The organism is Carnobacteriaceae bacterium zg-84 (genome assembly GCA_013874835.1).
GTDB lineage: Bacteria > Bacillota > Bacilli > Lactobacillales > Aerococcaceae > WM01.
In genome coordinates, this window is the sequence record CP059430.1 from 437,575 (window position 1) to 458,432 (window position 20,858).

The window sequence follows — 20,858 nt, forward strand, 5'->3', positions numbered from 1 at the left end:
AGATAAAAACATGGATTACAAAACAATGAGAGATAGAATTGAAGATATGGTCAATGATAATCACAATGACTTTGTTAAGGCGGTTATCAGCATGGAAAAAGGTATCAACGATGAAAGTGCTTTAGACAAGCTCTATGAGGCTTATATGGACAATGACACCGTTAATTTACTGCACGAGGAATTTGACTATATGATTGAAGATTTAAGAGAACAGGGATAGATAAAAGATCTGCCTTATGTTCAGGAAGAACAAGATAACCTTATAAATATAGTTGGAAATGTTGTCGGCAAGGTCGATGTAGTTGAAAGAGAAAACAAGAATAGAGAAGCCTTTAAGGTGGCAAATTTCTCTGTTGTATCTAAAGATGATGAGGAAAATAAGGTATATCATAATTGATCCGCTTATGGAGAAAAGAGTGATATTCCAAAGGATTTTAAGCAGGGAGATTTTGTGAAGCTTTTTGGACAGATTAGAACTTCCATTGATGATAACGGTAAGGAACATACTAACATCAAGATACTTTCTTCAAAGCTCTTAAAGGCAAAAGAACAAATGAAAAGACAGGAAGAAAAGAAAGAATCTGTTCTTGGAGCTATCAAGAAATATCAGGCTGAAGATAATAAGGAAAAGCCTAGAGAAAAGAAAGAAGCATCAAAAGAAGCTGAGAGATAAATATATGGTCGGTGTGGTCTTAGGACTGCACCGGCTTTTTTTAATCATGAAGGATCGCTAATATAACCTTTGATGTAGAAATTAAAATTTAAATATTTGTCCCATAAATATAGAAACATGTCCCGATTTATGATATAATAATAAAGAAAATAGGAGGTATGGCAATATGAAAAAACAAAATGTTTTGAATTTAATAAAATACCATGTGGAAAGGAATGAAAATTCCTTTAGAAATGAAGCAATAGCAATAGCAAGATATTTTGATAGCATAGGAGATTATCAGTTATCCGAATATATTATGGGGTTAATATCTGAATCAAATTTATATTCACCACAAAGTAGTGATTTTGAAAGTGAGTTTTTAAAACAAGTAGAAATAAGAAATTTAGAGGCTTTAAATTTACCACTTGAAATAACAGAAGATATAAAAGGTATTATTAACGCTGTAAACCATAATCTTGGTATTAATAAATTTTTATTTGAAGGATTACCGGGAAGTGGAAAAACAGAAGCAGCTAAAAATGTTGCAAGATTATTGGATAGATCTCTTTTTAGGGTGGATTTTGAAAACTTGATAGATAGCAAGTTGGGACAGAGTAATAAAAACATAATAGAAGTATTTAGAGAAATAAATATGCTTCCAAATGCAAATAAGGTTGTGCTTTTATTTGATGAAATTGATGTTATTGCATTGAATAGAATTAATTCTAATGATATTAGAGAGATGGGAAGAGTAACATCCACAATTTTAAGAGAATTAGATAGATTGACAGACCTTAATAAAGAGATTGTACTTATTGCAACAACTAATCTATATTCAAATTTTGATAAAGCATTAATTAGGAGATTTGATGCTGTTATTAATTTCAATAGGTATAGTGATGAGGATTTAATAGAAGTTGCTGAATATTATTTTTCTTCATTTATCAAGAATTTTAAAGGAATATCCAAGGATACAAGATTATTTAAAAAAATATTGAGGATAGCAAAGAAAATACCTTATCCCGGAGAATTAAAAAACATTATAAAAACATCACTTGCATTTAGTGATGTTGGTTCTGAGTATGATTATTTGAAAAGATTGTACAATAGTTTGATAGGAAACCTGGATCAAAAGGACATAAGCCAACTTCATGAAGAAGGATTTACTGTAAGAGAAATAGAAAAGTTAAAAGGGGAGTCTAAAAGTGCTGTATCAAGAAAGCTGAAAAAGGAGGAAGTAGATAGTGAATAATGTTTTGGAATTAAAAGGGAAACGCTTTGTACAAGCACGTAGAAATGTTAATGGCGGTGGTATAGCCATGAATGGAAAAAATGATGTTAGCACACAGCATTTGTTAAGGTTAAAATCTCAGTTAAGCCAAATTAAAGAATTTTGGGATAAAGAAACAAAACCATTTGAAGGAATTTTAATTAGTGTTTATTATAATAAAATTGTTGCGAAAAGTAATCGAATTGCAGGACTTTTTAAAGGGACGACTTCTAATGATGCAATTGTTGGTGCAAAATTTAATTTAGATAAGAGTAAGCATATAATAACGTATTTTCTTGATGAGGATGATTTAACTAAAAGCATAGAGTTAATTGTAAATACTTCAAATATATTATCTCAAAAATTTGAAGGAAATATCAGCAAGAGCAAATTTGAAGACAAAAGTATTGTTAATTCAGAAGTTTTTAAAAACCTTTCTGTAAGTATGTCTACATTTAAACAGGTGATTGCAGATGTATCGTATATTGATTCTTTTGAGGTAGAGTTACCTACGATAGATGTAAAACAAAGTATTATAACTTTGTATGATGTAAGAAAAGATACAAAATTATTATTTGAAAGATTAGGGATAGATATTTTAAGTAGCAGAATTTTAGATAATCAAACTGTTTACTTAGACGAAAAGCAGATAGAACTACTTTTCGTAAAAGCACCTTATCTTGTTTCAATGGCAACCGTTGATTTGTCAAGTTTATCACCTGATGATTTTATAAATGAGTATCAAACAAAAATGGTAACTATATCATCCCCAACTATTGAACCAACAATTGGTGTGATAGATACCTTATTTGATGAAAGTGTTTATTTTAGTGATTGGGTTGAATATCATGATATGGTCTCAGAAGATATACCAAAAAATCCAAAAGATTATAATCATGGGACAGCAGTATCTTCCATTATCGTTGATGGAGCAAGATTAAATCCTTGGCTGGACGATGGCTGCGGAAGATTTAAGGTTAGGCATTTTGGAGTAGCGGTAGGTGCTGAATTTTCTTCATTTTCAATAATAAAGAAAATAAAGAGTATTGTAGTAAACAATTCAGATATAAAAGTCTGGAATATTTCACTTGGTAGTAATCAGGAAATTAATGACAACTTTATTTCTGCTGAAGCTGCAACATTAGATAAAATTCAGTTTGAAAACAATGTAATATTTGTTGTGGCAGGAACAAATAAACCAAGTGCAGATATAGTAAAAATAGGATCTCCGGCAGATTCTGTTAATAGTATAGTTGTAAATTCAGTTAGTAAGAATGGGCTGTCTACTAAATATGCTCGTAAAGGATTAGTATTATCTTTCTTTGCAAAGCCTGATGTGAGCTATTATGGTGGCAGTGAAGAAGAGTACATTAGGGTTTGTGAACCTTTAGGGGCTGCGAGTGTTGCTGGTACTTCTTATGCTGCGCCTTGGATTGCGAGAAAATTATCTTATTTAATTGATGTGTTGGGACTTAATAGAGAAGTTGCAAAAGCCATGATTATTGACGCTGCAAGAGGTTGGGATGAAAAACCGACTCCTGAGGAAGTTGCTTTATATGGGCATGGAGTTGTACCAATTCATATAAACGATATTATTCAAACAAAAGATGATGAAATAAAATTTGTGGTATCAGACGTTAGTGAAAAATGGAATACTTATAGCTACGATTTTCCAGTGCCTCTAAAGGATAACAAGTATCCATATATTGCAAAGGCTACTATGTGTTATTTTCCATTGTGTGATAGATTGCAAGGTGTGGATTATACAAATACGGAATTAAATTTACATTTTGGGAGAATAGGGGATGATAAAAAAATCAAGGATATTAAGGGGGATAAACAGAATACAGAAGACACCTCAGAGGGAGAAAGAAATTATCTTTTGGAAGGTGAAGCCAGAAAGCAGTTTAGAAAATGGGATAATGTAAAGTATATCGCAGAGAGTGCTACAAAAAGAATGATACCAAAAGACTCTTATAGAAATAAAAACTGGGGTATGGAAGTAAAGACAAATAACCGATTAGCTCCTCAAGATGGTATAGGAGTTAAGTTTGGTGTTGTTGTAACACTCAAAGAAATGAATGGAGTTAATAGAATTGATGAATTTATCAGAAGTTGTACATTAAATGGTTGGTTAGTAAATGTAATCGATGTTGTTAATAGAGTAGATATTCACCAAAAAGTTAATGAAGAAATTAAGTGGGAATAGTATTTGTTTTTTTGCACTATCGACAGTAAATGGAATGGTATGGAATATTTATAAAAATTATAGCAAGTATAAGAGGTGAAGAGATATGGAGAATCAAGATAAGATATATGAAATAGAAATTAACAGTTGTGGTATAGGAGGGAAGCTTAGGATACAGAATAGTAATAATAGAGTTTTAGCAAAAATTGGAGATGTTTTATTAGATAAACTGAATTATTACAGATGGAATAATGCTGTAAAGTTTTTTGACAAATATGATCAGAAAAAAACGAAAAGAAGTTCAATTGGCAAAGAAACACCATTGCCACCAAAATTTTTATTTGAAATATTAGGTAATGCTTTTATGGAAGAAGAGGATGAAGTGCAAGATTTGTGGGCTAATCTTCTTTCTAATTGGTAGTTTGCTGAAAATCGTACAGACATAGCAATGGTGTTTATAGAAATATTAAAAAATCTATCTAAAAATGAAATTCGTATTTTATCAGCAATTCATACCAGTTTAGATAGAAATAATCTTAGGTATAACAAAAATTCGTACGTAGATGGCAATGTTGTACGAGAACATCTTTGTTTGTCTAAAGAAGAATATGAATTGGCAATGCTTAATTTATTTAGATTATATTGTTGTGAGGGATTTCATCAAGAAACATCAGCAATGTATTTTGGCAACATACCGATTCAAGCTAATGGAGGCATTGAGAAATTTAGGATTACTGCATTGGGATATAAATTATTAGATATGATATTAGAAAAGGATTAGGGGGAGTGATGACTATGCCTGATACAATTATATATTGGTTATGGAGATTGGTAAAAGCAATACCTGAAGATATTATCAAGGGACTAATAGCATCATTTTTAATTTTACTTATAATAAAACTTGTTAACAAAGTTAAATTTTTAACTTCTAAAATTAAAAATATCATATTAAAATTGTTTAATACGAAGATAGAAATATCTACTAAAACCACTTTTATTGAATCTCCAGATTATCATTACACTACAATAAGACGAGCTGAAAATGTTAGAAGTGAAAATTCTAATGACAATGATGTTTTTTTGCTAATCATTGCAGGAGTGTTTGTAGCTTCTATAGTAGTTAGTTTTTTTAAAGAATATGTAGATTATATTTCTTTGTTTTTAAAGTGGTTTGGACTTATCCCACTGATAATATGTATATTATTTTTATTTGTTATATCTATTAGTCAAGAAGTTCAAAAAGTTACAGTTAAATTCATCGCAGTTTCAATAGTTGTTTCTGCATTGACCTTATATTATGGACTTAATCTTAGAGAAATGGCGACAACAATGAGTGCAACAATAACAGATGGAAGAAATCTTTTTGCATCGGTATATAAAATTTTTGGCGTATTTATAGGAGTAATTCAACAGTTAATATCTTATATATTATTGCTTAGAGTAATAAGTGTTTATATTGATAGAAAAAAGAAAAAACCGATACAATCAGTTCGTCGTTTCATCGCTAAAACAAAACAATTTGAATCGGTTATGTTCCTTAGCATTATAGTAATATTTTTGTCAATTTTATCATACGCATTTACATTAGAAGCTGTTCATAAATTTCTATTAAAGCAATAAGAAGATTTAAAAGCCTATCTCTCCATCTCCTTACCCATATAAATTCCATAATTTTTTCGTATCTTGTAAAGCTCGTTCATAGTAGATTTTGACGAAGAATACTCTTGCATAAGGGTATTCTTTTTTTCTTGTAATTTATCAAGTCTATCTAAAATACCCTTAGAATTTGGCAACTTGGAATATGATTTTTTAAGCTCTGAAAGGGCATTTTCATATAGTGTAATCTGAGCTTTGTATTCTTCAAAAAAAGCCTTATCAGATGGATTAGCCTTATATATTTTATAGTGTTCCCTATATTTTTTGACAATGTGAACTTGCTCCATAATTACAGAAAGCTCCTGCATTTTCTTATCAATAGCCTTGATTTTTTCTTGTATATTTTGTCTTTTGTCGGCTGCTTGTTGGATATACTCATCAAGCTGTTTAACGGATTTAATGCCATGTTCTCTGATATAGATGACAGACTCAGCCATTGTATTAAGGTTATGTTTGGTTGCCCAATATTCATAGCCTTTGCTTTCTTTTACTTTTATATTGGTGTTCATATCAATAACCTTGCCGATGTGTTTTTTGACAGCAGGAGTTTTAATAGATACTCTTTCTGCGATGCGTTCTTTTAATCTTTCTTCAGTATAATCTTCTCCGATTGTTTTAGTTCTTGTAAATCTTGGCTTATCTTTCGGCTTAAAAGCAATGTGTTTGCTATACTTAATTTCATAGTCAAGATCAGCCATCTTTTTTAGAAACTCATCTCAATCCTTAGACTGTTTTATCATTCTGTCAATGTCAAATTGAAGACTGCTTTTCCAAGAAGTACCACGCTTTGCCTGTTCGTTTTCATACCAAGACTTGCTGTTAGTCTTATATTTTTTTTATAGCTTTCGTAAAACTCGTCAATGACGGATAGGTTATTTTCTTTGCATAGCCTATCGCTTTGATAACGGATTTTATGGTAGCTTTTTTTATTAGACTGGTAGCACCTACCTGTTACCATATTTACATTATTAAGTAGGCTAAGCATCCAACGCCTTGCATTATTTCTAATGTAGGTTTTTAGATACTCGCCCCCAAACCGTACGTACACCTCTCGATGTATACGGCTTTCCATTTATTCTTCATTTGAGTTATTAATTTTTTCAAAACATTCATTACAAATTACTAGAGTTTTTCTATTAATGCTTTTCATAAAAACATGCCAAGCATATTCATCAGTTAAGTCTTTAAGCTTTTTTACTTGATACACTTTTAGATTATTAGTTTCTTTCCCGCACCATTCACACTTATTATTTTTTAATCTTAAACCTAGCGTTGGTTTCTTAAGATAGAATTTTTGCTTATGAATCACATCAGCATTATCACATTGGGGAAATTCTTTTCTAGCCAAGCTGTCTTTCCAAAGTAAACGAGTTTTGTTATTACCATTTTTATCTGTATAACTTATACCAAAATCTTTATCAGTGCGGTATCTAGTTATAATATCCGTTACCTTTGTCCTATATTTGCAAGCCAATGTTTTATACAGACTATATTCCATAATGTATCTAAACTTATGGAGCTTTGAAGAATTATTTGCGATTCTGTAGTAGTTGCAGAATCCTCTGATTTCTCCGTTATATTGGTCTAATATACTTAAGTTTGTTCTTGATATTAGCTCAGTTCTTTCTTTAGGAAACCATACTTCTTTTCCATTTAGATTTTTAATTCTTAATGCTCCAAGCTCTGCTAGCTTATTTTGTATTGTTGAAGTTGATAGCTCAAGTCTTACATGACCACCAAAGTTTCTTGCTTTTATACCTGCTTTTGTCCTCTTTGTATGATTACTTCCAGGAGTTACTCTGATATCAAAACCTAGGAACTTGGCTCTATCTGTTGATTTTGTTACTAGCGTTTTTTCATCAGATAGTTCGAGGTTTAATTCTGATTTGATAAATTGACCAATGTCTTGTTTTACCTTTTCAGCATCTGCCTTAGAACCGATAATGCCAATAATGAAATCATCAGCATATCTAACATATTGTATTCTCTTGAAGTTTTCATCCATAGGATTTAAGCAAGGTATATTGAAATATCTTTTGTTTATCTCTTCAATTTCTGATTTAATATCATCTATTTCAATTTTATTGGTTGTCTTGCTTAACTTATTTTCAAGTCTTTTTCTTCTATCATAGAGAGCTTTATATTCCTTATTTTGCTTTCTTTTATTACCTTTATCAAAGCTTTCCTTGTAATTTTGCATATACTTGTCAAACTTATCCAAGTAAATATTTGAAAGTATGGGACTTATTATTGACCCTTGTGGCATTCCACTGTAGGTGTTGTGATATTGGTTTTGTTCCATGTATCCAGCTTTAAGAAACTTTCTTATTAATCTTAGGAATCTTTCATCGTCAATACGCTTGGATAGAATGTCTATCATAATGTTATGGTCTATATTGTCAAAGAAACCTTTAATGTCTCCTTCAACGAACCATTACATCTTACGAATCTATTTTGAATTTGTCTTAAAGCGGTATGACAACTTCTATTATCTCTAAAGCCATGAGATGTGTCCTCAAAGCTTTCATCATAGATAGAATTTAATAACATTCTACATACTTCCTGTACTAATTTATCGTCAATGCTTGGTATGCCTAATGGTCTTAATTTTCCGTTTTTCTTTGGAATATATACTCTTTTTGTTGGTGTGGGTGAGTAACTTTCATCTTTTAGTGAATCAATGATTTTGTTAATTCTTTCTAAGCTCATTGCACTTATTGTTTGATTATCTACACCTTTAGTCATATTTCCTGTGTTAGCATAAATATTTTGGTATGCTTGCAAGAATAGGTCTGTATTGTAAAGGTTACGATACAATCTTTTGTAAGTGTAGTTTTCTTCTTTTGAATGTTTTCTCAAACTAATCAATACATTGTTGGGATTTCTCATAGTGCCTCTCGCACCTTCCTTTCCTCTGAATTGAATGAATAAACTGCCTTCCTTCACCATGTAAGAGTCATTATCTCTCTCGGATTACTACGAAGGCTCCGTTACCATATCAGATATTCAGGTTCTTAAAACCATAGCATTTTTTTCGCTTTCTGACTTAGGTAATCTCCATTTAGTATCGAAGTAAAAAGCAAGCGTTGATTGTCGGATATGCTTTTCGTCCTTTCATGCTTATGCAAGCGGATTGAGTGTAAAGTTTTGCCTAATGCATTCATTTTCACTACATAGGTACACTCAACATAACGTATATAGATATCTTTCGTTATGACCACCACAAATGTTCCTCGGACTGGCATTCAATCAGTTTAGATTTTATCCTCATATCAACTTTAGGTCTCGCCATTCAGCTGTGGAATGATATCTATCCAACTTATGACTTTAATAACGTGCTATTGTCCTCTTTGGATTTCTCCTCTAAGTTAGTTATTGACCCTAGATATTAAAACTACTATTCTACCATTTTGCTAAAATGGATTTACTTCGTACCTTATGGACGCACATATAATATGATTATGAATATGTCCACGATCAATGTGAGTAGTAAGAATATATTCATAGTTATCTTTTAGTAATTTATTACATAATTCTTTTCCAATTTTGTGTGCAAGTTCAGGACTAACTTCATCAGGAAGAAAAGATTGAATTAAATGTCTTGCAAGAACAGTTCTTTTGTTCCTGCATCATTTCGTGTCCTTAAAAACTGAGTGTGAGCAGTTGATTCGTGGCATTTATGAGTGCTGATTAAAAGCTGCTCGTCTGTTTTATCTCCATTTACAATGTACTCGATAGCAAGATTAAGGGTCGATTTTATTGGGTGTATTTTTGTAATAGCCATAAAAACTAATCACCTCCGGAAGTCCTGTTAAGCAGCAGTGAATGAATTTGCCATAGCTCTTTTGAGAAATGTTCAATCGCATTTTTTATATCATCGATGTCCTCTTTGTAGATTACACCGGTCGAATTTACTCGCTTGGCAATCTGATTGATGTTGTTTGTACTATTGGAAAGTAAACCTTGTAAATCTCGGAAAGGTTCTAAATCTACTTGATAAATCTCCTTTTCCAAACCACATTTGCGTATAAAATGGCTCATATTTCTGCACTTAGCAAGTTTTCTTTTCTCCTCAAAAAGAGCCTTTTCTTCTTTTGTTAGTTTAATTTCAAGTCTTTCATTTCGTATTCTATTTGCCATAAATAGTTCCTCCTTTAGATGTATTTCGGGGTCTTAGGGTTCTCCCTAACAAGCTAAAAATTGATAAAAAAAGAAGCAGTTCCCGAAGGTCTGCTTCATCAATTTTGTCCGTACACTTACTGTGCTTGCTACAAAAGAATGATTTGGATAGCAAGCATTAAGCATCAATTTAATTCTTTTAAGACAGTATAGCACAAAAATGAAAATTTAGTTAATTGATTTGAAAATTTACGAAACTTTCTGAGGTGGCTAACTTACTATTGTAATTTGTGTTTTAAACACTATTATTTCTTATGAAATAAAGTATTCTGTTTATTTATACAATATTTTGTATATTTTCAAAATGAAAAGATAATAAATATCTGTTTTTGAAAATTGTTTTTATACAAAAATGCATAAACATTTTATAAAACTATATTTCGATAACTTTTCTACCAAACTATTTTGCAACTAAATCAGTATATTTATTCGCAACATATCTTTTTAAATGAAAGATATGGGTATACTATTCATTGTATCCATAAGAATACTCGTTATGTTTTCTTTTTTCTGTATAGAAACTGAATTTTACTTCTACAACAATACTGGTGCATATTTTGTTTCTTTTTTTCAAATATAGGGATATTTAAATAGAAACATAAATCCAATAATTTTTTATCAGATAACGTGCGTGTGTTTAAAGAAAACTTTTCTAATATTTGAGGACACCAACTTAAAATGTTAGCTAAACAAAGCTTATTAATGTATCGTTTTTGAATGAGAATGTACTAAATAATAAAACCGTGCCTTTATAAAAACAGTAACTCTAAACATAAAAATAGATAAATTTAATTGTCTTTTGTTATTACATTGATGTCGTGATGAAACAGGATTTTTATAGTATCCGTTTATTTTCGTTTTTTATTCTTTTATCTTATTTTTACTTTGAGATAATAGTAAAAAAACAATAGGAGGACTAACTATGAAATACGGGTATATTCGTGTGTCGACAAAGGAACAAAACATTGATCGTCAGTTAACAGCTATGTACAAAGAAGGGATTGCAAAAAAACAGATTTATATTGATAAAATGTCAGGGAGAGATTTCAATCGAGTAGCTTACAAACGTATGATAAAACGTGTAAAAAAAGGAGATGAAATTGTGATTAAATCGATTGATCGTTTAGGAAGAAATTATGATGAGATTCTTGAACAGTGGCGCTATTTAGTGAGAGAAAAAGAGGTAGATATTCGGGTTATTGACTTAGAATTATTAAATACGAAATCATCTTTTGATAATAATATAACAGGTCGATTCATTTCTGATTTAGTACTACAAATATTATCTTATATTGCTCAAGTAGAACGTGAAAATATGCTTCAAAGGCAAAAAGAGGGAATTATAGAAGCAAAGAAAAAAGGTGTTCAATTTGGGCGACCAAAAAAAGAGTTGCCAGCTAATTTTGAAGATGTTTATCAACAGTGGAATTTAAATAAATTAAATACTCGAGAGGCAGCTCAACTTTTAGGAGTGGCTAAAACAACGTGTTATAACTGGTTAATACTTAGAAAAAATCAAAAAAGTTGTACAAAATACTAGGACTTTTGGAACGCACTAAACAAACCAATTTCAAAATGATAAATTGGTTGTTTTTTGATGCATAATGGCTCTAAAAGTCCTATATTCATTGGAAAAATCACAATCTTAATTCAAGCTTCTTTTATTTTAACATATTTGTACATAAAGTCCTGATATTTGGACAAGTATAAAATATCCGAAAATAAAAGGTGAAAGAAAGGAGAATGAGAGTAGTGATTCATCTGTCATTTTTATTGTTTCATATCACAATCAAGAAAAGCTGTCAATAATGTGGATAGGGATATTTAAATAACTACCCGTATTCATGAATGATTAAGATAAGAAAGGAAAATACAATGTTTTTCAAACGACAACAAAGATATTCGATTCGTAAGTATAAAGTGGGTGTCTTTTCGGTGTTTTTGGGTTCATTTATTTTAAGTGTTCCACTTGCTTTTTCAAATAGTCAAGCAAATGCTTTTGAACCTTCAAAAACTGAACATGGAAATGCTCCATCTGTTGTAGATGACAATGAAATATTAAATAAAGTAGTATTATCAGAGGAAAAGGAGATTATCCAAGATCCAGAACAGATTGCTGTAGCTGATATTACCAATTTAAGTGCTAATGATAAAGAGCGTGTTTTAAAACGTGTTTTAAAAGCGAATCCGCAACTGAGAGCGGAGATGGTAACAGTAGGTAGTGATGGTACAGTATCTGTAACGTATAAAGATAAAGTTTATGTTATTGACAAAACTGTAACGGTTCGTTTAGCAGAAAAGTTACCTGAGGGTGCGAGTTTTCGAGACGGTGGGTTTATCATAAATCCTAATGGTGAACCTTCAAATTCCGAATATGAATGGACTCGTGGAGAAGGTAATGTCGCACATAATTCTGTTGACACAAAATTTGAATTATTAAAAGGCGGTAGAGAAATTAAAGTTACTGTACAATTTAATCCACATGAAGATGCATGGGCGAATCCTTTATATTATCTGACTATTCCTGAAAAAGTAGAACGCATTATAGGAATTGATACACTGACTTCAGAACCTCTAACAGGAGGTCGATATAAAGAGACAGCACAAGGTTATGCTGGAGATAACCCTGTTTCAGAGTGGATATCAGAGAATAGGACTGGTAGCGATTTCAGAAGTTATTCGAGCAAAAATGGTGGTCAAGGATATTATAAAGATAATTTGGATCGTCGTTGGTATGATTTAATTGGATGGCAGATGGGCAAGTATACATCTGATGCAGAACGTAGAATGGGGGAAGATATTAAAAAAGAGACTGCTGGTATTTTGGTGTTTAGAGGAGGAGTAGGAAAATTTAAACATGTTTTTGAATATAGAGCTATATTAAAAGAACCTATTAGAGATATCTCAGAACTACCAATGATGATTGGTTTTAAGAGTTATCAAAATTCTCAAAACTTTGCACGTGCCTATATGCGTATTCCTGTTCCACTTGAAGTAAATGGACAATCAGGAACAGTTTGGTCAGATGAACCTCTTACAAAACCGATAGTAATTGGGCATACAGAAGGGTATCCAACGTCAGCAAGATTGATAACAAATAGCCAAGATACGATTGATGAAGTTACAAATCCAGCTTTAGGAGATACAATAAATACAAAATTAAAAGAAAAAGATGTTGTTTTAGATGCTGGTAGTGTTATTTTGGGAAGAGATAATACACATACTTCTGGTTATACTGTGCGTGTTCGTGTAGATAAGAATGGAAAAACTCCAGCAGTTAGTTCACCTATAAGAATTAGTGCTGTACATGCAACGGATACAACCATTACGAAACAATCTGGTCAACCTACTGCAGAAAATGATATTTATGGAGCTGTTCAAGCTACTTATCAAAGAGGTGGAAGTGATGTTGATTGGAGTAAAGTAACCAAAGAGATTATTGAAGTGAGAACACCGACAGGAGAACTTGTTGATAAAAATAATCTGTCAGAGTTACCTGAGGCACAAAATAATAAAGTTAAAGTACGTTTGACATTGCCGTCTGGTCATCAAAAAGTAGTCACTGTAACAGTGAACTATCCACAAAAAGTGACTGCAACAGAATTTAGCAACTATTATGTATGGGCAGATACAGTAACAAACAATGACTTCACAACAGGGAATATTCAAGGTGTAGATGGTACTGTTATAACGGAAGCGCATTTGACAAATGGCGGCGGTGATGTAAGCAGAGTACAAACGTATGCTCAAGGAGATACAGTAACATCTGTCTTTTCACAGGATAATCGTCAAGTAACGTTCAAAAAAGGGAGTCTTGTTAGAGGTGTGGAAAGTACACAAGGAATGTCACAGTATACACTTCGTGCTGTAGCTGGAACGAGAGATTCAAATAGAGCAGCAATTTCAGATCGTTTCAAAATTGCGGCTTTAGTAGTGACAAATCCGACAACACCTATTGATAAAACAGAAGGTGAGCAAGTTACAGCTGAAGAGATTAAGAATAAAGTGTTTGAAACATATAAAGGGAAGTTAATGGAAGTAGACGGAAAGGTTGCTTTTGATGTTAAACAAGAAAGCATTAAAGCTGTCATTGTAAATTCAGATGATGTGGATACTGCGATGGAAACGACTGCTTTACCAACTTCTGGTAAAAATAATAAAGTGTATGTGAAACTTACAACACCAAGTGGTCAGGATAAGATTGTAACAGTAATCGTTAATTATCCAGAGCCAGTAGATACAGATGGAGATGGTTTCCCAGACGTTGAAGAAAAAGAAAAAGGAAGCAATCCAAACGATGCGACTTCTACACCAAACACAGTAGATACAGATGGAGATGGTTTCCCAGACGTTGAAGAAAAAGAAAAAGGAAGCAATCCAAACGATGCGACTTCTACACCAAACACAGTAGATACAGATGGAGATGGTTTCCCAGACGTTGAAGAAAAAAAAAGGAAGCAATCCAAACGATGCGACTTCTACACCAAACACAGTAGATACAGATGGAGATGGTTTCCCAGACGTTGAAGAAAAAGAAAAAGGAAGCAATCCAAACGATGCGACTTCTACACCAAACACAGTAGATACAGATGGAGATGGTTTCCCAGACGTTGAAGAAAAAGAAAAAGGAAGCAATCCAAACGATGCGACTTCTACACCAAACACAGTAGATACAGATGGAGATGGTTTCCCAGACGTTGAAGAAAAGAAAAAGGAAGCAATCCAAACGATGCGACTTCTACACCAAACACAGTAGATACAGATGGAGATGGTTTCCCAGACGTTGAAGAAAAAGAAAAAGGAAGCAATCCAAACGATGCGACTTCTACACCAAACACAGTAGATACAGATGGAGATGGTTTCCCAGACGTTGAAGAAAAAGAAAAAGGAAGCAATCCAAACGATGCGACTTCTACACCAAACACAGTAGATACAGATGGAGATGGTTTCCCAGACGTTGAAGAAAAAGAAAAAGGAAGCAATCCAAACGATGCGACTTCTACACCAAACACAGTAGATACAGATGGAGATGGTTTCCCAGACGTTGAAGAAAAAGAAAAAGGAAGCAATCCAAACGATGCGACTTCTACACCAAACACAGTAGATACAGATGGAGATGGTTTCCCAGACGTTGAAGAAAAAGAAAAAGGAAGCAATCCAAACGATGCGACTTCTACACCAAACACAGTAGATACAGATGGAGATGGTTTCCCAGACGTTGAAGAAAAAGAAAAAGGAAGCAATCCAAACGATGCGACTTCTACACCAAACACAGTAGATACAGATGGAGATGGTTTCCCAGACGTTGAAGAAAAGAAAAGGAAGCAATCCAAACGATGCGACTTCTACACAAACACAGTAGATACAGATGGAGATGGTTTCCCAGACGTTGAAGAAAAAGAAAAGGAAGCAATCCAAACGATGCGACTTCTACACCAAACACAGTAGATACAGATGGAGATGGTTTCCCAGACGTTGAAGAAAAAGAAAAAGGAAGCAATCCAAACGATGCGACTTCTACACCACCAAACACAGTAGATACAGATGGAGATGGTTTCCCAGACGTTGAAGAAAAAGAAAAAGGAAGCAATCCAACGATGCGACTTCTACACCAAACACAGTAGATACAGATGGAGATGGTTTCCCAGACGTTGAAGAAAAAGAAAAAGGAAGCAATCCAAACGATGCGACTTCTACACCAAACACAGTAGATACAGATGAGATGGTTTCCCAGACGTTGAAGAAAAAGAAAAAGGAAGCAATCCAAACGATGCGACTTCTACACCAAACACAGTAGATACAGATGGAGATGGTTTCCCAGACGTTGAAGAAAAAGAAAAAGGAAGCAATCCAAACGATGCGACTTCTACACCAAACACAGTAGATACAGATGGAGATGGTTTCCCAGACGTTGAAGAAAAAGAAAAAGGAAGCAATCCAAACGATGCGACTTCTACACCAAACACAGTAGATACAGATGGAGATGGTTTCCCAGACGTGAAGAAAAAGAAAAAGGAAGCAATCCAAACGATGCGACTTCTACACCAAACACAGTAGATACAGATGGAGAGGTTTCCCAGACGTTGAAGAAAAAGAAAAAGGAAGCAATCCAAACGATGCGACTTCTACACCAAACACAGTAGATACAGATGGAGATGGTTTCCCAGACGTTGAAGAAAAAGAAAAAGGAAGCAATCCAAACGATGCGACTTCTACACCAAACACAGTAGATACAGATGGAGATGGTTTCCCAGACGTTGAAGAAAAAGAAAAAGGAAGCAATCCAAACGATGCGACTTCTACACAAACACAGTAGATACAGATGGAGATGGTTTCCCAGACGTTGAAGAAAAAGAAAAAGGAAGCAATCCAAACGATGCGACTTCTACACCAAACACAGTAGATACAGATGGAGATGGTTTCCCAGACGTTGAAGAAAAAGAAAAAGGAAGCAATCCAAACGATGCGACTTCTACACAAACACAGTAGATACAGATGGAGATGGTTTCCCAGACGTTGAAGAAAAAGAAAAGGAAGCAATCCAAACGATGCGACTTCTACACCAACACAGTAGATACAGATGGAGATGGTTTCCCAGACGTTGAAGAAAAAGAAAAAGGAAGCAATCCAAACGATGCGACTTCTACACCAAACACAGTAGATACAGATGGAGATGGTTTCCCAGACGTTGAAGAAAAAGAAAAAGGAAGCAATCCAAACGATGCGACTTCTACACCAAACAGTAGATACAGATGGAGATGGTTTCCCAGACGTTGAAGAAAAAGAAAAAGGAAGCAATCCAAACGATGCGACTTCTACACAAACACAGTAGATACAGATGGAGATGGTTTCCCAGACGTTGAAGAAAAGAAAAAGGAAGCAATCCAAACGATGCGACTTCTACACCAAAACACAGTAGATACAGATGGAGATGGTTTCCCAGACGTTGAAGAAAAAGAAAAAGGAAGCAATCCAAACGATGCGACTTCTACACCAAACACAGTAGATACAGATGGAGATGGTTTCCCAGACGTTGAAGAAAAGAAAAAGGAAGCAATCCAAACGATGCGACTTCTACACCAAACACAGTAGATACAGATGGAGATGGTTTCCCAGACGTTGAAGAAAAAGAAAAAGGAAGCAATCCAAACGATGCGACTTCTACACCAAAACAGTAGATACAGATGGAGATGGTTTCCCAGACGTTGAAGAAAAAGAAAAAGGAAGCAATCCAAACGATGCGACTTCTACACCAAACAGTAGATACAGATGGAGATGGTTTCCCAGACGTTGAAGAAAAGAAAAAGGAAGCAATCCAAACGATGCGACTTCTACACCAAACACAGTAGATACAGATGGAGATGGTTTCCCAGACGTTGAAGAAAAGAAAAAGGAAGCAATCCAAACGATGCGACTTCTACACCAAACACAGTAGATACAGATGGAGATGGTTTCCCAGACGTTGAAGAAAAAGAAAAAGGAAGCAATCCAAACGATGCGACTTCTACACCAAACACAGTAGATACAGATGGAGATGGTTTCCCAGACGTTGAAGAAAAAGAAAAAGGAAGCAATCCAAACGATGCGACTTCTACACCAAACACAGTAGATACAGATGGAGATGGTTTCCCAGACGTTGAAGAAAAAGAAAAAGGAAGCAATCCAAACGATGCGACTTCTACACCAACACAGTAGATACAGATGGAGATGGTTTCCCAGACGTTGAAGAAAAAGAAAAAGGAAGCAATCCAAACGATGCGACTTCTACACCAAACACAGTAGATACAGATGGAGATGGTTTCCCAGACGTTGAAGAAAAAGAAAAAGGAAGCAATCCAAACGATGCGACTTCTACACCAAACACAGTAGATACAGATGGAGATGGTTTCCCAGACGTGAAGAAAAAGAAAAAGGAAGCAATCCAAACGATGCGACTTCTACACCAAACACAGTAGATACAGATGGAGATGGTTTCCCAGACGTTGAAGAAAAAGAAAAAGGAAGCAATCCAAACGATGCGACTTCTACACCAAACACAGTAGATACAGATGGAGATGGTTTCCCAGACGTTGAAGAAAAAGAAAAAGGAAGCATCCAAACGATGCGACTTCTACACCAAACACAGTAGATACAGATGGAGATGGTTTCCCAGACGTTGAAGAAAAAGAAAAAGGAAGCAATCCAAACGATGCGACTTCTACACCAAACACAGTAGATACAGATGGAGATGGTTTCCCAGACGTTGAAGAAAAGAAAAAGGAAGCAATCCAAACGATGCGACTTCTACACCAAACACAGTAGATACAGATGGAGATGGTTTCCCAGACGTTGAAGAAAAAGAAAAAGGAAGCAATCCAAACGATGCGACTTCTACACCAAACACAGTAGATACAGATGGAGATGGTTTCCCAGACGTTGAAGAAAAAGAAAAAGGAAGCAATCCAAACGATGCGACTTCTACACCAAACACAGTAGATACAGATGGAGATGGTTTCCCAGACGTTGAAGAAAAAGAAAAAGGAAGCAATCCAAACGATGCGACTTCTACACCAAACACAGTAGATACAGATGGAGATGGTTTCCCAGACGTTGAAGAAAAAGAAAAAGGAAGCAATCCAAACGATGCGACTTCTACACCAAACACAGTAGATACAGATGGAGATGGTTTCCCAGACGTTGAAGAAAAAGAAAAAGGAAGCAATCCAAACGATGCGACTTCTACACCAAACACAGTAGATACAGATGGAGATGGTTCCCAGACGTTGAAGAAAAAGAAAAAGGAAGCAATCCAAACGATGCGACTTCTACACCAAACACAGTAGATACAGATGGAGATGGTTTCCCAGACGTTGAAGAAAAAGAAAAAGGAAGCAATCCAAACGATGCGACTTCTACACCAAACACAGTAGATACAGATGGAGATGGTTTCCCAGACGTTGAAGAAAAAGAAAAGGAAGCAATCCAAACGATGCGACTTCTACACCAAACACAGTAGATACAGATGGAGATGGTTTCCCAGACGTTGAAGAAAAAGAAAAGGAAGCAATCCAAACGATGCGACTTCTACACCAAACACAGTAGATACAGATGGAGATGGTTTCCCAGACGTTGAAGAAAAAGAAAAAGGAAGCAATCCAAACGATGCGACTTCTACACCAAACACAGTAGATACAGATGGAGATGGTTTCCCAGACGTTGAAGAAAAAGAAAAAGGAAGCAATCCAAACGATGCGACTTCTACACCAAACACAGTAGATACAGATGGAGATGGTTTCCCAGACGTTGAAGAAAAAGAAAAGGAAGCAATCCAAACGATGCGACTTCTACACCAAACACAGTAGATACAGATGGAGATGGTTTCCCAGACGTTGAAGAAAAAGAAAAAGGAAGCAATCCAAACGATGCGACTTCTACACCAAACACAGTAGATACAGATGGAGATGGTTTCCCAGACGTTGAAGAAAAAGAAAAAGGAAGCAATCCAAACGATGCGACTTCTACACCAAACACAGTAGATACAGATGGAGATGGTTTCCCAGACGTTGAAGAAAAAGAAAAAGGAAGCAATCCAAACGATGCGACTTCTACACCAAACACAGTAGATACAGATGGAGATGGTTTCCCAGACGTTGAAGAAAAAGAAAAAGGAAGCAATCCAAACGATGCGACTTCTACACCAAACACAGTAGATACAGATGGAGATGGTTTCCCAGACGTTGAAGAAAAAAAAAGGAAGCAATCCAAACGATGCGACTTCTACACCAAACACAGTAGATACAGATGGAGATGGTTTCCCAGACGTTGAAGAAAAGAAAAAGGAAGCAATCCAAACGATGCGACTTCTACACCAACACAGTAGATACAGATGGAGATGGTTTCCCAGACGTTGAAGAAAAAGAAAAGGAAGCAATCCAAACGATGCGACTTCTACACCAAACACAGTAGATACAGATGGAGATGGTTTCCAGACGTTAAAAAGAAAAAGGAAGCAATCCAAACGATGCGACTTCTACACCAAACACAGTAGATACAGATGGAGATGGTTTCCCAGACGTTGAAGAAAAAGAAAAAGGAAGCAATCCAAACGATGCGACTTCTACACCAAACACAGTAGATACAGATGGAGATGGTTTCCCAGACGTTGAAGAAAAAGAAAAAGGAAGCAATCCAAACGATGCGACTTCTACACCAAACACAGTAGATACAGATGGAGATGGTTTCCCAGACGTTGAAGAAAAAGAAAAAGGAAGCAATCCAAACGATGCGACTTCTACACCAAACACAGTAGATACAGATGGAGATGGTTTCCCAGACGTTGAAGAAAAAGAAAAAGGAAGCAATCCAAACGATGCGACTTCTACACCAAACACAGTAGATACAGATGGAGATGGTTTCCCAGACGTTGAAGAAAAGAAAAAGGAAGCAATCCAAACGATGCGACTTCTACACCAAACACAGTAGATACAGATGGAGATGGTTTCCCAGACGTTGAAGAAAAAGAAAAAGGAAGCAATCCAAACGATGCGACTTCTACACCAAACACAGTAGATACAGATGGAGATGGTTTCCCAGACGTTGAAGAAAAAGAAAAAGGAAGCAATCCAAACGATGCGACTTCTACACCAAACACAGTAGATACAGATGGAGATGGTTTCCCAGACGTTGAAGAAAAAGAAAAAGGAAGCAATCCAAACGATGCGACTTCTACACCAAACACAGTAGATACAGATGGAGATGGTTTCCCAGACGTTGAAGAAAAAGAAAAAGGAAGCAATCCAAACGATGCGACTTCTACACCAAACACAGTAGATACAGATGGAGATGGTTTCCCAGACGTTGAAGAAAAAGAAAAAGGAAGCAATCCAAACGATGCGACTTCTACACCAAACACAGTAGATACAGATGGAGAT

At 34.8% G+C, this 20,858-nt stretch carries 30 protein-coding genes and 4 pseudogenes; 10 read left to right on the top strand and 24 right to left on the bottom strand.

The genetic code is table 11. The features are described from left to right. Positions 1-10: 10 nt before the first annotated feature. The 6 genes and pseudogenes from H1220_02135 to H1220_02160 all read left to right on the top strand — a co-directional run bounded on the left by H1220_02135 (position 11) and on the right by H1220_02160 (position 5,733). A pseudogene (locus H1220_02135) lies at positions 11-673 on the top strand (DNA-binding protein). A gap of 166 nt (positions 674-839) precedes the next feature. Next, entirely contained in the window at positions 840-1,907 is a 1,068-nt protein-coding gene (locus tag H1220_02140; GenBank protein QMI86179.1) for an AAA family ATPase, read from the top strand. Continuing rightward, positions 1,900-4,134 carry a S8 family peptidase gene (locus tag H1220_02145; protein QMI86180.1) on the top strand — a complete coding sequence of 745 codons (2,235 nt, stop codon included), beginning with the start codon at positions 1,900-1,902 and terminating at the stop codon, positions 4,132-4,134. The genes H1220_02140 and H1220_02145 overlap by 8 nt, the downstream gene beginning before the upstream one ends. Positions 4,135-4,219: 85 nt before the next feature. Next, positions 4,220-4,534 (top strand): hypothetical protein, encoded by a 315-nt coding sequence (locus tag H1220_02150; GenBank protein QMI86181.1) that lies wholly within the window; start codon positions 4,220-4,222, stop codon positions 4,532-4,534. 30 nt (positions 4,535-4,564) lie between these two features. Beyond that, on the top strand, positions 4,565-4,894 hold the full coding sequence (locus tag H1220_02155) for a hypothetical protein (GenBank protein QMI86182.1): 330 nt from the start codon (positions 4,565-4,567) through the stop codon (positions 4,892-4,894). 14 nt (positions 4,895-4,908) lie between these two features. Beyond that, complete coding sequence (locus H1220_02160; GenBank protein ID QMI86183.1) at positions 4,909-5,733, top strand: hypothetical protein; 825 nt, start codon at positions 4,909-4,911, stop codon at positions 5,731-5,733. Positions 5,734-5,747: 14 nt separating this feature from the next. Here the strand turns inward: H1220_02160 and H1220_02165 are convergent. The 4 genes and pseudogenes from H1220_02165 to mobC all read right to left on the bottom strand — a co-directional run bounded on the left by H1220_02165 (position 5,748) and on the right by mobC (position 9,909). Beyond that, positions 5,748-6,841, bottom strand: a pseudogene (locus tag H1220_02165) (relaxase/mobilization nuclease domain-containing protein). Beyond that, a pseudogene (ltrA, locus tag H1220_02170) lies at positions 6,842-8,718 on the bottom strand (group II intron reverse transcriptase/maturase). It lies immediately after the preceding pseudogene. 464 nt (positions 8,719-9,182) lie between these two features. Further along, positions 9,183-9,553, bottom strand: a pseudogene (locus tag H1220_02175) (relaxase/mobilization nuclease domain-containing protein). A 5-nt stretch (positions 9,554-9,558) separates the two neighbouring features. Further along, positions 9,559-9,909 carry a plasmid mobilization relaxosome protein MobC gene (gene mobC, locus H1220_02180; protein QMI86184.1) on the bottom strand — a complete coding sequence of 117 codons (351 nt, stop codon included), beginning with the start codon at positions 9,907-9,909 and terminating at the stop codon, positions 9,559-9,561. Positions 9,910-10,870: 961 nt separating this feature from the next. Here mobC and H1220_02185 point away from each other — a divergent pair. The 3 genes from H1220_02185 (at position 10,871) to H1220_02195 (ending at position 14,704) form a co-directional block, all read left to right on the top strand. Next, entirely contained in the window at positions 10,871-11,488 is a 618-nt protein-coding gene (locus H1220_02185; protein QMI86185.1) for a recombinase family protein, read from the top strand. A 335-nt stretch (positions 11,489-11,823) separates the two neighbouring features. Then, positions 11,824-14,475 carry a YSIRK-type signal peptide-containing protein gene (locus H1220_02190; GenBank protein QMI86186.1) on the top strand — a complete coding sequence of 884 codons (2,652 nt, stop codon included), beginning with the start codon at positions 11,824-11,826 and terminating at the stop codon, positions 14,473-14,475. After that, positions 14,387-14,704 (top strand): hypothetical protein, encoded by a 318-nt coding sequence (locus H1220_02195; GenBank protein QMI86187.1) that lies wholly within the window; start codon positions 14,387-14,389, stop codon positions 14,702-14,704. The genes H1220_02190 and H1220_02195 overlap by 89 nt, the downstream gene beginning before the upstream one ends. Here H1220_02195 and H1220_02200 read toward each other — a convergent pair. The 18 genes from H1220_02200 to H1220_02285 all read right to left on the bottom strand — a co-directional run bounded on the left by H1220_02200 (position 14,601) and on the right by H1220_02285 (position 19,692). Further along, the gene (locus H1220_02200) at positions 14,601-15,281 is read right to left on the bottom strand and encodes a hypothetical protein (GenBank protein ID QMI86188.1); all 681 of its coding nucleotides are present in this window, start codon (positions 15,279-15,281) and stop codon (positions 14,601-14,603) included. The genes H1220_02195 and H1220_02200 overlap by 104 nt on opposite strands. Beyond that, positions 15,209-15,538, bottom strand: coding sequence for a hypothetical protein (locus tag H1220_02205; GenBank protein QMI86189.1), 330 nt, complete (start codon positions 15,536-15,538; stop codon positions 15,209-15,211). Before H1220_02205 ends, H1220_02200 begins: the two co-directional genes overlap by 73 nt. Then, positions 15,466-15,654, bottom strand: a complete 189-nt coding sequence (locus H1220_02210) for a hypothetical protein (protein ID QMI86190.1) — start codon at positions 15,652-15,654, stop codon at positions 15,466-15,468. Before H1220_02210 ends, H1220_02205 begins: the two co-directional genes overlap by 73 nt. Beyond that, positions 15,642-15,914 (bottom strand): hypothetical protein, encoded by a 273-nt coding sequence (locus H1220_02215; GenBank protein ID QMI86191.1) that lies wholly within the window; start codon positions 15,912-15,914, stop codon positions 15,642-15,644. The genes H1220_02210 and H1220_02215 overlap by 13 nt, the downstream gene beginning before the upstream one ends. Positions 15,915-15,987: 73 nt before the next feature. Further along, positions 15,988-16,230 carry a hypothetical protein gene (locus tag H1220_02220; GenBank protein QMI86192.1) on the bottom strand — a complete coding sequence of 81 codons (243 nt, stop codon included), beginning with the start codon at positions 16,228-16,230 and terminating at the stop codon, positions 15,988-15,990. Between the two features lie 17 nt (positions 16,231-16,247). Next, positions 16,248-16,493, bottom strand: coding sequence for a hypothetical protein (locus H1220_02225; protein ID QMI86193.1), 246 nt, complete (start codon positions 16,491-16,493; stop codon positions 16,248-16,250). A 12-nt stretch (positions 16,494-16,505) separates the two neighbouring features. Then, entirely contained in the window at positions 16,506-16,751 is a 246-nt protein-coding gene (locus H1220_02230; protein QMI86194.1) for a hypothetical protein, read from the bottom strand. A 12-nt stretch (positions 16,752-16,763) separates the two neighbouring features. Further along, on the bottom strand, positions 16,764-16,949 hold the full coding sequence (locus tag H1220_02235) for a hypothetical protein (protein QMI86195.1): 186 nt from the start codon (positions 16,947-16,949) through the stop codon (positions 16,764-16,766). After that, on the bottom strand, positions 16,937-17,092 hold the full coding sequence (locus tag H1220_02240) for a hypothetical protein (GenBank protein QMI86196.1): 156 nt from the start codon (positions 17,090-17,092) through the stop codon (positions 16,937-16,939). The genes H1220_02235 and H1220_02240 overlap by 13 nt, the downstream gene beginning before the upstream one ends. Positions 17,093-17,109: 17 nt before the next feature. Then, complete coding sequence (locus tag H1220_02245) at positions 17,110-17,292, bottom strand: hypothetical protein (GenBank protein QMI86197.1); 183 nt, start codon at positions 17,290-17,292, stop codon at positions 17,110-17,112. Further along, positions 17,280-17,609 (bottom strand): hypothetical protein, encoded by a 330-nt coding sequence (locus tag H1220_02250; protein QMI86198.1) that lies wholly within the window; start codon positions 17,607-17,609, stop codon positions 17,280-17,282. The genes H1220_02245 and H1220_02250 overlap by 13 nt, the downstream gene beginning before the upstream one ends. A gap of 17 nt (positions 17,610-17,626) precedes the next feature. Beyond that, the gene (locus tag H1220_02255) at positions 17,627-17,812 is read right to left on the bottom strand and encodes a hypothetical protein (GenBank protein ID QMI86199.1); all 186 of its coding nucleotides are present in this window, start codon (positions 17,810-17,812) and stop codon (positions 17,627-17,629) included. Next, on the bottom strand, positions 17,800-18,042 hold the full coding sequence (locus H1220_02260) for a hypothetical protein (GenBank protein ID QMI86200.1): 243 nt from the start codon (positions 18,040-18,042) through the stop codon (positions 17,800-17,802). The genes H1220_02255 and H1220_02260 overlap by 13 nt, the downstream gene beginning before the upstream one ends. Next, entirely contained in the window at positions 17,973-18,158 is a 186-nt protein-coding gene (locus tag H1220_02265) for a hypothetical protein (GenBank protein QMI86201.1), read from the bottom strand. The genes H1220_02260 and H1220_02265 overlap by 70 nt, the downstream gene beginning before the upstream one ends. Next, on the bottom strand, positions 18,146-18,679 hold the full coding sequence (locus tag H1220_02270) for a hypothetical protein (protein ID QMI86202.1): 534 nt from the start codon (positions 18,677-18,679) through the stop codon (positions 18,146-18,148). Before H1220_02270 ends, H1220_02265 begins: the two co-directional genes overlap by 13 nt. After that, positions 18,667-18,852: a hypothetical protein gene (locus tag H1220_02275; protein ID QMI86203.1), complete on the bottom strand. Its 186-nt coding sequence runs from the start codon at positions 18,850-18,852 to the stop codon at positions 18,667-18,669. Before H1220_02275 ends, H1220_02270 begins: the two co-directional genes overlap by 13 nt. Positions 18,853-18,925: 73 nt before the next feature. Further along, a complete protein-coding gene (locus H1220_02280; protein ID QMI86204.1) occupies positions 18,926-19,198 on the bottom strand; it encodes a hypothetical protein in 273 nt (90 codons plus the stop codon). Continuing rightward, on the bottom strand, positions 19,186-19,692 hold the full coding sequence (locus tag H1220_02285; protein QMI86205.1) for a hypothetical protein: 507 nt from the start codon (positions 19,690-19,692) through the stop codon (positions 19,186-19,188). Before H1220_02285 ends, H1220_02280 begins: the two co-directional genes overlap by 13 nt. Positions 19,693-19,749: 57 nt before the next feature. On the opposite strand from H1220_02285, the gene H1220_02290 reads away from it, so the two are divergent. Beyond that, positions 19,750-19,893, top strand: coding sequence for a hypothetical protein (locus tag H1220_02290; GenBank protein QMI86206.1), 144 nt, complete (start codon positions 19,750-19,752; stop codon positions 19,891-19,893). Between the two features lie 26 nt (positions 19,894-19,919). Here H1220_02290 and H1220_02295 read toward each other — a convergent pair whose 3' ends face one another. Both H1220_02295 and H1220_02300 read right to left on the bottom strand, forming a co-directional pair. Beyond that, positions 19,920-20,318, bottom strand: a complete 399-nt coding sequence (locus tag H1220_02295) for a hypothetical protein (GenBank protein ID QMI86207.1) — start codon at positions 20,316-20,318, stop codon at positions 19,920-19,922. Further along, positions 20,306-20,839: a hypothetical protein gene (locus H1220_02300; protein QMI86208.1), complete on the bottom strand. Its 534-nt coding sequence runs from the start codon at positions 20,837-20,839 to the stop codon at positions 20,306-20,308. The genes H1220_02295 and H1220_02300 overlap by 13 nt, the downstream gene beginning before the upstream one ends. Positions 20,840-20,858: the final 19 nt, after the last annotated feature.

Excerpts from the sequence above, each read along its gene's own strand:
- H1220_02150 (QMI86181.1), top strand. The coding sequence starts at position 4,220 with ATGGAGAATCAAGATAAGATATATGAAATAGAAATTAACAGTTGTGGT.
- H1220_02185 (QMI86185.1), top strand. The coding sequence starts at position 10,871 with ATGAAATACGGGTATATTCGTGTGTCGACAAAGGAACAAAACATTGAT.
- H1220_02140 (QMI86179.1), top strand. The coding sequence starts at position 840 with ATGAAAAAACAAAATGTTTTGAATTTAATAAAATACCATGTGGAAAGG.
- H1220_02160 (QMI86183.1), top strand. The coding sequence starts at position 4,909 with ATGCCTGATACAATTATATATTGGTTATGGAGATTGGTAAAAGCAATA.
- mobC (QMI86184.1), bottom strand. The coding sequence starts at position 9,909 with ATGGCAAATAGAATACGAAATGAAAGACTTGAAATTAAACTAACAAAA.
- H1220_02260 (QMI86200.1), bottom strand. The coding sequence starts at position 18,042 with ATGCTTCCTTTTTCTTTTTCTTCAACGTCTGGGAAACCATCTCCATCT.
- H1220_02190 (QMI86186.1), top strand. The coding sequence starts at position 11,824 with ATGTTTTTCAAACGACAACAAAGATATTCGATTCGTAAGTATAAAGTG.